This window comes from Kitasatospora sp. NPDC034023 (assembly GCF_055575795.1).
Window position 1 is genome coordinate 490,314 of record NZ_JBVIRY010000003.1, and the last position, 12,419, is coordinate 502,732.

The 12,419-nt window shown below is 69.0% G+C and carries 9 protein-coding genes and 1 pseudogene; all 10 read right to left on the reverse strand.

Features of this window, described 5'->3' with window-relative positions:
* Positions 1-68: 68 nt before the first annotated feature.
* A pseudogene (locus tag ACZ52R_RS07080) lies at positions 69-871 on the reverse strand (IS630 family transposase); the annotation flags it as partial.
* Between the two features lie 126 nt (positions 872-997).
* Positions 998-2,539, reverse strand: a complete 1,542-nt coding sequence (locus ACZ52R_RS07085) for a long-chain-fatty-acid--CoA ligase (RefSeq protein WP_465753008.1) — start codon at positions 2,537-2,539, stop codon at positions 998-1,000.
* A gap of 82 nt (positions 2,540-2,621) precedes the next feature.
* On the reverse strand, positions 2,622-3,836 hold the full coding sequence (hemA, locus tag ACZ52R_RS07090; protein ID WP_465753010.1) for a 5-aminolevulinate synthase: 1,215 nt from the start codon (positions 3,834-3,836) through the stop codon (positions 2,622-2,624).
* A gap of 337 nt (positions 3,837-4,173) precedes the next feature.
* Positions 4,174-5,775, reverse strand: a complete 1,602-nt coding sequence (locus tag ACZ52R_RS07095; protein WP_465753012.1) for an ANL family adenylate-forming protein — start codon at positions 5,773-5,775, stop codon at positions 4,174-4,176.
* A gap of 98 nt (positions 5,776-5,873) precedes the next feature.
* A complete protein-coding gene (locus ACZ52R_RS07100) occupies positions 5,874-7,283 on the reverse strand; it encodes a class II 3-deoxy-7-phosphoheptulonate synthase (protein ID WP_465753033.1) in 1,410 nt (469 codons plus the stop codon).
* 40 nt (positions 7,284-7,323) lie between these two features.
* Complete coding sequence (locus ACZ52R_RS07105) at positions 7,324-8,253, reverse strand: AurF N-oxygenase family protein (protein ID WP_465614751.1); 930 nt, start codon at positions 8,251-8,253, stop codon at positions 7,324-7,326.
* A 13-nt stretch (positions 8,254-8,266) separates the two neighbouring features.
* Positions 8,267-9,094 carry an aminotransferase class IV gene (locus ACZ52R_RS07110; RefSeq protein ID WP_465753014.1) on the reverse strand — a complete coding sequence of 276 codons (828 nt, stop codon included), beginning with the start codon at positions 9,092-9,094 and terminating at the stop codon, positions 8,267-8,269.
* Entirely contained in the window at positions 9,091-11,211 is a 2,121-nt protein-coding gene (gene pabB / locus ACZ52R_RS07115; protein WP_465753016.1) for an aminodeoxychorismate synthase component I, read from the reverse strand. Before pabB ends, ACZ52R_RS07110 begins: the two co-directional genes overlap by 4 nt.
* Entirely contained in the window at positions 11,211-12,041 is an 831-nt protein-coding gene (locus ACZ52R_RS07120) for an arylamine N-acetyltransferase family protein (protein WP_360263029.1), read from the reverse strand. Before ACZ52R_RS07120 ends, pabB begins: the two co-directional genes overlap by 1 nt.
* Positions 12,042-12,055: 14 nt before the next feature.
* Positions 12,056-12,268, reverse strand: coding sequence for a hypothetical protein (locus ACZ52R_RS07125; RefSeq protein WP_465753018.1), 213 nt, complete (start codon positions 12,266-12,268; stop codon positions 12,056-12,058).
* Between the last annotated feature and the right edge of the window lie 151 nt (positions 12,269-12,419).

The following is a 12,419-nucleotide window of genomic DNA, read 5'->3' on the forward strand; positions in this document are numbered from 1 at the left end:
CAGGGCACTGCGGCCAGTTGTCCCACGGGTCAGGCTTCCGGTCCCAGCGGCACGTCGCAAGTCTCACAGTTGTCCCAGATCAGGACGATCGGGCCGCCGAGCTGGTTGTGCGCGGCGACGATCAGGTCTCGGTAGTCGGTCCAAGCGAAGCTCTTGCGGCCTTTGGCCCGGCCCTGACTGTCGTCCGGCCCGGGCCGATAGATCAGCCGGGATCATTCACCAGGCTTGTAGCAGGCCAGGGCGGCGATCGAGACCCGCCGGCGGGAGCGGCCGCGCACCCGGACGACAGGGGTGCAGCCACGGCGTCCCCAGGTTCGGGCGCGCGCCGGTGTCGTCGACACCCCGGCCTCGTCCTCGAACACCAGCCAGGCCCCGAGCGTCGCCACTAGGCTTTTACCTGCGGCCACACCTGCTTCTTCCAGACCTCGACCGCGCCCTCGTCGCGCTCGATCGCCCGACGAACCGGCTGCTGGCAGGACCAGCCGTTGCGCCGCAAGAGCTTCCAGACACCCTGAACCGTGTACGAGACATGGAACCGGCGGCCGATCACCGTCTTGATCCGCGCCGGCGTCCACCGTTGGTCCTCCCAGCCGTGCGCCAACGGCCCCTTCTCCAACTCCCCCTCCAACTGGGCGAACTGCCGCTCGCCCAGCCTCGGCGGGGACTGAGGCCCCTTCGGCTCAAGTGCCACCGAGCCACCTTCCCGCCAGGCACGGCGCCACCGCTCGACCGACCGCACCGTCCCTCTCAGGTCGCGGGCGATCATTCCGTTGCTGTCACCACGCTCGAACCGCTCGGCGGCATCAAGCCGCACCCGCTCCCGGCGCTGCTGTTCCTGGGCAGTGAACCCGCCCCCCTGCGCGTATCGCACGGACGGGGGCATACCCACGGATCGACAGCTCTCAGCACCTACGACAAGGCGAGTTCAAGTGGAGTAGGCGCAACATCACCTGCCTTGATCGCCTTGACAGGTTCCGCGGGCTGCTGGCGGTCTGATTCAGCGCTCGGCGCCGAACCACTGCGCCAACTCCCGCTTGAGCACCTTGCCGCTGGGGCCGAGCGGGAACGCGTCGACGAACTCCACCAGGCGCGGGTACTTGTACGCGGCCATCCGCTCCCGGCTCCAGGCGACGATCTCCGCGCCGAGCGCCTCGTCCGGCGTCCGGTCCGCGCGCGGGATCACCACCGCGCACACCTCCTCGCCGTGCCGCTCGTGCGGGACGCCGATGACCGCGACCTGCGCGATCGCCGGGTGGTGCACCAGCATCTCCTCGAGCTCGCGCGGGTACACGTTGTACCCGCCGCGAAGCACCAGGTCCTTCTTGCGGTCGATGATCGACAGATAGCCGTCCGCGTCCTTCACCCCGAGGTCGCCCGAGCGGAACCAGCCGTCCACCAGCACCTCGGAGGTCGCCTCGGGCCGGCCCAGGTAGCCGGCCATCACATTGTGGCCCCGGATGACGATCTCGCCGACCTCGCCCGTCCGCAGCAGCTCGATCCGGCCCTCCAGGTTGGCCCTGGCGATCTCCACCTCGACGCCCCAGATCGGGCGGCCCACGGTGCCCGGCTTGCACGGCCAGGCCCGCTGGTTGTACGCGACCACCGGTGAGGTCTCGGTCAGCCCGTACCCCTCGTAGATCGTGCAGCCGAAGGTGGCCTGGAACTCCTCCAGCACCTTGACCGGCAGCGCCGAGCCGCCGGAGAACGCGCGGTCCAGGGGCGGGCGGAGCGGGGTGGCGGCGGCCGCGTCGAGCAGCGCCAGGTACATCGTCGGGACGCCCATGAACACCGTGCACCTGTGCGCGACCATGAGGTCGAGCGCGCCCGCGGCGTCGAAGCGGTCCGTCAGCACCATGGTGGCGCCCGCCCGGAAGCAGGTCAGCATGCCGCAGATCTGCCCGAAGGTGTGGAACAGCGGCAGGCAACCGAACAGCACGTCCTCGGCCCGGAAGTCGAACGGGGAGAGCATCCCGACGGTGACGTTCATGGTGATGCTCAGCTGGGTCAGCATCGCGCTCTTGGGCCGACCCGTGGTGCCGGAGGTGTAGAGGATCACCGCGAGGTCGTCGGGCGCGCACGGCCGGTAGGCGGCGATCGGTTCGGCGTGCTCGGCGAGCACGTCCAGCCGCGGCGCTTCGCACTCCGCGTCGGCCCGCACCGCGAGCAGCGGCACCTCGGCGATCTCCGCTCCCTTGCGCCCCTCGGCGAGCAACGACCCGGCGCAGATCAGCACGTGGGCCCCGCTGTCGCGCAGCACGTACTCGATCTCGGTCGCCTTCAGCAGCGCGTGCATCGGCACCACGACCGCGCCGAGCGCCAGCACGGCGAAGTAGGCCGCCGGGAACTCCAGGCCGTTCGGCAGCAGCAGCGCCACCCGGTCACCGGGGCGAGTACCCCGTTCGTCCAACACCGTGGCGTACTGCCGGGCACGGAACCATAGTTCACGGTACGTCAGGCGAGCTCCGGCGAACTCGATCGCCGGGTGGTCCGAACGTCGTACCGCCGACTCGGCGAGAACGGCTGCTACCGAGAGAGTCACCAAACCTCCGCTGATCGATTGCGGTCGAAAGCAGCGACGACGGCGGCCGGGCGCGCCAGGGCCCCCGACCGCCGTCCCCGCCTCACGCCTGTGTGCGCGGGATGTCGAGCTCCTGCCAGATGGCGTCCAGCGCCTCCGCGAACTTCTCGACATCGGCCGTGGTGTGCGTCGCGGACGGCGCGACGCGCAGAATCTCCTCGCCCTCCCGCACGCTGGGGGCGTTGATGGGTTGCACATAGATGCCGTACCGGTCCAGCAGCAGCGCCGACGCCTGACGGCAGGTGGCGTCCTCGCCGACGAACGCCGAGACGATGTGCGACATCGGCGAGACGAACGGGATGCGCTGCTCGTCGAGCAGCCGGTGCAGCAGCTGCGCGTTGTTCCGCAGCCGCTCGCGCTCCTCGTCGGAGACGACGAGGTGGCGGACCGCCGCGAGCGCGCCGGCGGCGATGGCCGGCGGCAGCGAGGTGGTGAAGATGAAGCCGCGGGCGAAGCTGCGCACCGCGTCCACCATCGCGGCGGGCCCGGCGATGTAGCCGCCGGCGGTGCCGAAGCCCTTCGCCAGGGTGCCCATCACGACGGTGAATTCGTCGGCGATGCCGTCCCGGGCGGCGATCCCGGCACCGCGCGGGCCGTACATGCCGACCGCGTGCACCTCGTCGATGTACGTGGTGGCGCCGTACTTCTCGGCGACGGCGGCTATCTCGGCGAGCGGCGCGATGTCACCGGACATCGAGTACACCGACTCCAGGACGATCAGCTTCGGGCGGTCGCCGTCGGCGCGGATCAGCTCCTCGAGGTGCGTGACATCGTTGTGCCGGAAGATCCGCTTCTCGCAACCGCTGTGCCGCAGCCCGTCGATGATCGATGCGTGGTTCAGCTGGTCTGAGTAGACCACGGTGCCGGGCATCCGGCCCGCCAGCACTGACAGCGCGGCGTCGTTGGCGGTGTAGCCCGAACTGAACAGCAGCGCCGCCTCCTTGCCGTGCAGCGCGGCGAGCTCCTGCTCCAGCAGGACGTGGTAGTAGTTGGTGCCACCGATGTTGCGGGAGCCGCCGGAGCCGGCGCCGAACGCGTCGACGGCCTCCTTCATGGCGGTCAGCACGGCCGGGTTCTGCCCCATGCCGAGGTAGTCGTTGCTGCACCAGACGCTGATCTCCAGCTCGGCGCCTGCCTGCCCCTCCCGGGCAGTGGCACTCGGGAACCGTCCGGCACGCCGACCGACCTCCAGGAACTGACGGCTGTGGTCGGCGAATTCCTTCATCTCATGAGTGAAGAAATCCAGGTGTGCGGTCATTATGCCACTCGCTCTCTAAAGAAGCCGCTGTCATATCGATCACGAGGCTGTCGATCGAACGGAATTTGGGAAGGTGGATCCGGCCTGGGACTCGATCCCCAGTAGCACCGGTGCGTTTGGGGCTGGTTGGGCCGCCAACAGAGCGCCTGTAGCGAGAGTCAGCCAGTCATCGGTCTCAGGCCGGTCAGGCCAGGATTTTCGACAGCATCCCCGCCAGGAGGACTGCCGAGATTGACAGAAACGTGGCCCCCGGTCCAAGTGGGAACCTGTCTCGCCGGATGGACCAACCCTGTCGCGCGGTCGCCGAGCCTAAGCCTGACCTGCGGAAACCTACCGATCACATCCGGTAAGACAACGGCTTATCAGCGAGAGCGCTAGCTAGTGCGACCAGCGTCTGCATGTCCGGCTTGCCGGCACCGGTGAGGGGCAGTGCGTCGTAGAACGTCACCACGGCCGGTACGTGATTCGGGGACAGCTCGGCAGCGACGTGACCGATCAGCGCCCCGGAGTCGGCGGTGCTGCCCGGCCGCACCACGATGGCGGCGTGGATGTGCTCCACGCGGTCGTCGTCGACCACGCAGTACACCGCGGCCTGGGCGACCTCCTGATGGGTTAGCAGCGCGTTCTCCACATCTGTGGGACGGACCTTGATGCCGTTGGTCTTCATCACCTCGCCCATCCGGCCGTGCAGGCGCAGAAAGCCGTTCTCGTCGAGGGAACCGAGGTCGCCGGTGTGCACCCAGCCGTCGCGGATGGTCACGGCGGTCAGCTCCGGTTCGCCCCAGTAGCCGAGCATGGTGGACGGGCTCCGCACGCACACCTCGCCGATCTCGCCGGGTGGGACGTCACGGTCGTCGTCCAGGCCGCGGATGCGTACCTCCGCGGTCGGACGCCCGACGGTCCGGCAGAGTGCCGGGTCGGAGTGGTCCGGCGGGGTCAGGATGCTGATGGGGCTGGTCTCCGTGGTCCCGTAGATCTGGGTCAGCACCGGGCCGAACACCTCGACCGCCTCGGCCAGGCGGGCGGGAGCTGCGGGGGAGCCGACGTAGGTGATGTTCCTGATGCTCGACCGGTCGGTGGTGGCGATGTCGGGGTGGTCGACCAGCATGTACAGCTGCGGCGGGGTGATCGCCAGCGTGGAGATGCGGTGCTGTTCCACGGCCCGCAGCACTTCGCCCGCCTCAAACCCGTCGTGCAGGACGACCGTTCCGCCGGAGGCGAGCGCGAGGTCGACGACGGTACCGCTGGAGTTGCTCACCGGAAGGGTCGACAGGTACACGATGGGTTCCGGGGACTGGAAGCCCACCCGGGGGCCCACCTGCAGGTAGAGGCTGCGGACGCGGTACGGCATTGTGACAGCCTTGGGGCTGCCGCTGGTACCGCTGGTGCAGATCACCACGGCCGGTTGTTCGGGGTCGACCTCGACGGCGTCGAGGTCGAAGGCGTACGAGTCGCCCGACGAGAGGTCCAGGACATCGGGACCGAGGGGGCCGAGAGCGGCGAGACGCGGTGGCTCAGGCAGCCGGTCGCACAGCTCGCGGGCCGCGTCGACGTTCTCCTTGTCGATGGCGAGGAAGGTCGCCCCGGTCCTGCTGAGCATCTCCTGCCGGGCGGCGGCGGCCAGCTGATCGGTGGGATCCACCGCGTTCGTGGAGTGCAGGTGGACCAGGGTGGCCCCGGCGAGGTTGGCCGCGTAGCGGAAGATGATGGTCGCCGGGGTGTTGGTGACGGTTAGCACCGCCACAACCGGATCCTTGCCTTCCGCAATCGGAGCTCGGTGTTCCGTGAAGTGCCGACGCAAGATTTCCGCCGCGGTGAGAACGGCCTTGGAGAACTGGCCTGCGGTGAACTCTTCGCCTTCCCGCCACAGGGCAATCCGGTCAGGATCGGACGCCAGCGCCTCGAGCACCCGGCGGGCGTAATTCTCCTTCGAAGGCATCGGAACTCCATTCCGCCGACCCGTTTATTGATCGGTGTAGGATTACATGATCGCGAGAGCGTGGGCACTCGAAAATGTTGCTGGTTTCACGCGGCGAACTAGGCGGGAGAGTTGCTGTGACTTGCGCCCTGGGCCGCGGCGTTCACCGCTGCCTCCGGTGCCACGACGCCGGTTGCTCCCGGGTTGAACATCTCGGCTACCAGGAAGGCCAGGTCAAGCGCCTGGCCTCCGTTGAGGCGCGGGTCGCACGCCGACTCGTACCTGCGGTGCAGGTCGTCGAAACCCAGATCGGCGCCGCCGCCGACGCACTCGGTCACGTCCTCGCCGGTCAGCTCCACGTGCAGTCCGCCGGCGTGGGTGCCGAGCGCCTGGTGCACCTCGAAGAAGCCGGCGGCCTCGGCGAGGATGTCGTCGAACCGCCTGGTCTTGTGCCCGCTGGGCGCCTCGAAGGTGTTGCCGTGCATCGGATCGCACACCCACACCACCGGCGCGCCGGAAGCCGTGACCTTCTCCACGAGTTCCGGCAGCAGGTGCCGCACGCGGTGTGCGCCCATGCGCACGATGAACGTCAGCCGGCCCGGCCGCCGGTCGGGGTCGAGGCGGTCGATCAGGGCCAGCGCCTGCTCGGGCGTGGTGGCAGGGCCCAGCTTCACCGCGATCGGGTTGTCGATGGTCGCGAAGTAGGCGACGTGGGCGCCGTCGAGCTGTCTGGTGCGGTCGCCGATCCACAGCATGTGGCCGCTGCCCGCGTACCTTCGGCCGGAACGCGGCTCGTAACGGGTCAGCGCGGCCTCGTAGTCGAGCAGCAATCCCTCGTGGCTGGCGAACAACTCCGTGGTGCGCGACGGATCGCCGCCGCGCGCGTCCTTGGAGGACAGTGCCCGGCCGATTCGACCGGCGAGTTCGCCGTAGCGTTCACCGGCAGCCGAGCGTGAGACGAAGTCCTGGTTCTCCTCGTGCAGTTGGCGTAGATCGGTGCCGACACGGGCGAATGCGCGCATGGCGTCCAGGGTGTAGCGCGAAGCGTCGTACATCCGAAGCAGCCGGGACGGGTCCGGCCGTCGTTCGGCCTGGCTGAAGCCGACGCCGTTCACCGCGTCGCCCCGGTAGACCGGCAGCGTGCGCCCGTCGACGGTCTCGGTCGGCCGGGATCGGGGCTTCGCGTACTGCCCGGCCATCCGGCCCACCGTGACCACCGGCACCGCCGACGCGTACGCCAGGATCACGGCCATCTGCTGCAGGAGGCGTAGTTTGCTGTGAATCGCCTGCGTCGAGAGGCGGCCGAAGCGTTCGGCGCAGTCGCCACCCTGCAGCAGGAACGCTTTGCCCTCTGCCGCCTGGGCGAGTCGAGCGGTGAGCGTGTCGCACTCCTGCGGCGTGACCAACGGGAGCACGGCTGCCAGCTGATCCATCACGTCGCCGAGCTCAGCCAGGCTAGGCCACTCCGGCCGCTGATGGGCGACAAGTGTGCGCCAGTGCGCGGCGGCTTCGCCGGTGGGGGTCAACAGGATCTCCGTCCGCTTCTCACGGCTCAACGGTGCGGGGCGGTCATGGGTGGACCATCTCGACGAGATCGTGGCTGATGCCCAGGTCGTCGAGCAGCAGCTGCAACGGTCCGGTGTCCCGCGCGGGCACGGGACGGGAGGCGGCCCACTCGCTCAGCTGATCGGTGTCGATCTCGAAGCCGCCCTGGGCCGCCACGGTCACCCAGGGGTCCAGGTCCGCGGAGCGGAACGCGGTCAGCCCGGCGACGAGCGCTTCGCGGAACGTCCGCTGCAGTGCGCCGTCCAGGTTCCGGTAGAGCGAGCCGCACAACTCACGGAACACCACCGCGTGTCCGCTCTCGTCCCGCCGGTGCAGATCGGTGGTGATCCGGTTCATCGGCTGGATCTCCTGGGCGGTGCCGAGTGTGGAGAGGAACCCGTTGATCGTCGTCTCGGCGGCCAGGGAGAACGCGATGTCGACGATGTCGCGGTCGAACCCGGACAGCCCGGCGCGGGTGGCTTCCAGCTCCCGGACGACCGACCAGGCGCCCGGCGCGAACCGCAGGTCCGTCAGGTCGCGCCGCCTGCGGGTCACGCCGACGGCGTTGTGGCACATCAGGATGTGGTAGTGCTCATCGATGATCGTCTGGTGCAGCGCGTCGACGGCGACGTCGTCGTGGCGGACGGGGATCCGTTCCTGGAGCATCAACCGGCAGGCCGGCAAGATGATCTCGTCCTCGATGGCCGCGGTCTTGGCGTTGTAGGAGATCCACGCCGCGGACAGGATGCGCTCGCGAGCGTCCTGGTCGAGCCGGTCGGCACCCGGCAGTCCCAGCACCGGGACGAGGCGTTCGGGGAAGTCCGGCATCGCCGTGTCGAAGTGACCGTCGAGGTCGAGCTCGTCCTTCTTGACGGCCACTCGCTTCCCCCAGCGGCGCGTCAGCTGCACCAGCAAGTCGCGCTCGTACGTGGGCTCTTCACGTGCCGAGGTCATCGGGAAACCTCCTTCATGGGTTCACCACAGGAATCAGCGAGGCGTCGGCCGCAACGGCGAGCGCGGCCAGGCGCGACTGCCAGCGCTCGGCCGCTGCGGCGTCCGTGTCCTGGAACCGGCCCAGCCCCTCGGTGACCGGCCGGATGCCGTGCAGGGCGTTCAGCGTCCAGACGGGGACGCCGGCGAGATCCGACGCGGTGGCCTGCTCGGTGACGACCTGGTGCCCTGCCGTGGCGGCGAGCTCGCCGAGCAGGGCGCGGGTGATCCCGGGGAGCAGGCCGGGGCCGGGTGGTGGCCCGCACAGCGTGTCGCCCCGCCACCAGACGATGCTCGTGGACGCCCCTTCGACCACATGCCCTTCCGTCGAGACCAGCACCGGCTCGTCAGCTCCCGCCGCAGCCGCGGCAGCGCGTAGGGAGGCCAGGTGATCCAGGTCGGCGCCCTTGACGGCCGGCAGTCGACGGCGGTCGGGTCCCGCCGCGGTCCACAACCGGACGGTCGCGGTGCGCGGTGGCGCGGGGCGCAGCCACATCCGCAGCCGCGTTCCCGACCCGGTCTCCACGAGTTCGACGCGAGGAAACCATCGGCCTTGCGCGGGCAGCGACTCGGCGACCGCCCGCAGGAACCGGTTCGTCCGTTCGGCTCCCGGTCCGCCGAACCGGTCGCAGGCCGAACCGAAGCGTTCGGCGTGCCGGTCGAGTCCCCGCACCCGCCCCTCGTCCACGAGCCAGGAGTCGATGGCCAGCACCGTCCCGGCGGCGTCGGCCGTCGACCATCCGCCATCGGGGTCCCAGCACCGGCGGACGCCCTGGTCGGTGGCCGTGCTCTTTGCCGTGTTCATCGTCGGGAGCCGCCCACGTCCGACACCGCCGGCGCACGCCAGGCGCGGAGCGACGCCGCCGCCTTGAGCAGCATCTCCTCGTACTCTTCGTGCGGGTCGGAGTCGAGCACTATCGCCCCGCCGGCTCCGATGGTCAACCGGTCACCGACACGGACCGCGGTGCGGATCACGATGTTCAGTTCCGTGCCGCCGGAGAGGCCGAAGTAGCCGAGGGCGCCGGAGTAGACACCCCGGGCCTCCGTCTCCAAGCGGTCGATGATCTCCATGGTGCGCAGCTTCGGCGCTCCGGTCATCGACCCGCCCGGGAAGCACTGCCGGGCGCAGTCCATCGCGCTGACCCCGTCACTGAGCCGTCCGCGAACGGTGGAGACCAGTTGGTGCACGGTCTCGTAGCTCTCGACGGCCAGGTACGGGTCGACCTCGATGCTGCCCACCTCGCACACCCGGCCCAGGTCGTTGCGCAACAGGTCGACGATCATCAGGTTCTCGGCCTGAGTCTTGGCGCTGGAGGCGAGGACGGCGGCCAGTTCGGCGTCGCGCACCGGGTCGGCGTCGCGCGGGGCCGTGCCCTTGATCGGCTTGCTGGTGACCGTGCGGTCCCTCTCGATGCGCAGGAACCGCTCCGGCGAGGAGCTGAAGACCGTGACGTCGCCCAGGCGTAGGAGCGCGGCGTACGGTGCCGGGTTCGCCCGGCGCAGCCGCAGGTAGAAGGACGTGTCGTCGTCGTGGAACGGCATGTGCAACTTGTTGGTCAGGCAGATCTCGTAGCTCTCGCCCCGGTTCAGCTGCCGCTGGCACTCCGTGATGTCCGCCAGGTACTGGCTCCGGCCGCGGCCGAGGTACTCCTCGGCATTCGGGGGCGGGCCGGCGGCGGGTTCGCGCGGCGGCTCGACATCGGCCGGGTTCAGGCCCGTCAGGAGCGCGGACGTCCGTTCCACCCACTCCTGCGCGTCACGCCGGGTCTTCTCGTCGTGGACGGCCACCAGGTAGGTCAGTCCCTCCTGGTGGTCGACCGCGATGACGCGATCGGCGAACATCCAGATGGCGTCCGGCGTTTCGGCGGTGTGGCTGGCCGTGGCCCCGCATTCGGCTTTGAGTTCGTAGCCGAAGTAGCCGACGTAGCCGCCGGTCAGGTCGAACGGCAGGTCCGAGTCGGGGATGCGCCGGTCGCGCAGCCGCTGTTCGAGGACGTCGAACACGCTGCCGGTGACGATGCCGACGCCGTTCGCGTCGCGCACTTCCACTGTCCCGCTGCCGGTGCGGTAGGTCAGGACCTCGCTGAGCGGACCTGACGTGTCGCCGAGGAACGAGAACCGGGACAGGCCCTCCTCCACCCGGCTGCTGTCCAGCCAGAAGCAGTACGGGGTGTTGTCGAAGAGCTTCAGAAAGATGGCCTCGGAATCGGCAGCGGTCGGCACGGCCGTGCTGATGATTCCCAGTTCCTCGACCGCGCCGGGCGTCTCGCCGGCCAGTGCGGTGCCGGTGCCGGTGTCCGTGTCCGTTCCGGTGTCGGTGACGGAGGGCCGTTGTTTGTGCTGCGTCCGGCGGGTCAGATCGGCGAAGTTCCGCAGGATCTCACGCCCGTACTGGGAAGCTATCGACTCGGGGTGGAACTGCACGCCCCACTGCGGCAGATCGCGGTGACGCAGCGCCATGAGTACACCGTCGTCTGCCCACGCGGTGGCGATGAGCTCCTCGGGCAGGGGCTCCTGCACGCACAGCGAGTGGTAGCGAACCGCGACGAATTCCCGCGGAATGCCGGCGAACAGCGGATCTCCCTCGTGGGAGACCTTGGCGAGGTACCCGTGTCTCGGTTCGGGCGCGGCGGCCACCGACGCTCCGGCCAGGTGCGCGATCATCTGATGGCCGAGGCAGACGCCCAGCACGGGCAGCGTGGTGCGACGCAGCAGGTCGCCGAGGAGGCCGACGTCGCGCGGGTTCTGCGGCCGTCCAGGGCCGGGCGAGACGACGATGTTGTCGAAGTCCTCCAGCCGCAGGCTGGACAACATCGGATCGTCGTTGACCATGACGACGGGCTCCCGGCCGTTGATCTCGGCGATCAACTGGTACAGGTTGAAGGTGTACGAGTCGTAGTTGTCCAGCAGCAAGGTACGCATCACGGGCCGTCCAAGATCTTCCGGAGCGTTTGGACGTCGCCCGGTTCCAAGGTGATCCCGAAGATTTCCTCGGGAGCGGAAAGCGTCTCGTCCTTGTCGAGTTCCCGGAAGGTCGCCGGCTCTGCGGGACGTATCTCCGTGAGAGTGCTGCCGACGAGGAGGTGCCTCACGTCGGGCTGAGTGCGCTGGAGGACCATGCGGTGGTTGAACGGCGAGCGCGGGTGAGTCAGGCAGAAATGGTTGAGGAGCTCGAAGTCCGACGGATAGCGCGCGTCGGTGGTGAAACCGTAGAGCTCTGCGGGACCCTCAGGTCGAAGGAACCGCAGCACGTGTTCACCACTCGGTTCCCGCACCACGTCGAAGGGCCAATCGCCGTCCAGCCGCGAGTTCTCGGCGAGGCGGATGGGGACGTGCGGCCCGTATGCACCGAAACCCACGTCGAAGATCCAGCGTTCGTCGTCGAGCTGCACGCACAGGGCTACGTGGAGTGCCGGACCGAACTTGTTCCCGGTGCGGATCCGTGTCCTGCCCGCGAACGCCGAGAACGTGAAGCCGATCCGGTCCAGCACCGCCGCCATCAGGACGACCTGTTCCAGGCACCAGCCGCCGCGGCCCTGTCGCACGATCTTCTCCTGGACGCTGTCCAGGTCCAACGGCACCGTCGGCCGCCCGAGCACCGCGTCGAGGTTGTCGAAGGCGATCGCGTCGACGTGGGCGGCGTGCAGACCCCGCAGCGTGGAGAGGTCCGCAGCCACGTCGCCCTGGTAGCCCACGCGGGTCAGGTAGGCGTCCAGGTCGACGCCACTGCCCTGCCACATCGAATCCGTCATACGTAGCTCATCCTTCATGTGAACTGCCCGGCGACCGCGGCCGCGAGAACGATCCAGCCGAAGTACGTGTTGGCGACGAAGGTGTCCCAGCACGATTGCGGATCATCCAGGTCCACACGTACGACCAGATAGGACAAGAAGATTCCCGCGAGCACGACGATCAGGTAGAACGCCCACCCCATCGGCGTCTGGGAACCGGCCCACAGCACGCCGCCGACGCTGAGCACGACGAAAATCGCCAGCCACGCCTTGGTGGCCTTGCCGAACAGCAGGGCGGAAGACCCAGGGCTGATGCGTTCTCAGCAGGTGATCTTGAGGAGTGCGGTGGCGTGGTCGGGGCGTGACCGGTAGTGGTCGGCTGCGGCGGCGATGTTGGTC

Bases quoted from the DNA above. Each gene is read 5' to 3' on its own strand.
- ACZ52R_RS07110 (WP_465753014.1), bottom strand. From the start codon at position 9,094: ATGAACACGGCAAAGAGCACGGCCACCGACCAGGGCGTCCGCCGGTGC.
- pabB (WP_465753016.1), bottom strand. From the start codon at position 11,211: ATGCGTACCTTGCTGCTGGACAACTACGACTCGTACACCTTCAACCTG.
- ACZ52R_RS07095 (WP_465753012.1), bottom strand. From the start codon at position 5,775: ATGCCTTCGAAGGAGAATTACGCCCGCCGGGTGCTCGAGGCGCTGGCG.
- hemA (WP_465753010.1), bottom strand. From the start codon at position 3,836: ATGACCGCACACCTGGATTTCTTCACTCATGAGATGAAGGAATTCGCC.
- ACZ52R_RS07105 (WP_465614751.1), bottom strand. From the start codon at position 8,253: ATGACCTCGGCACGTGAAGAGCCCACGTACGAGCGCGACTTGCTGGTG.
- ACZ52R_RS07120 (WP_360263029.1), bottom strand. From the start codon at position 12,041: ATGACGGATTCGATGTGGCAGGGCAGTGGCGTCGACCTGGACGCCTAC.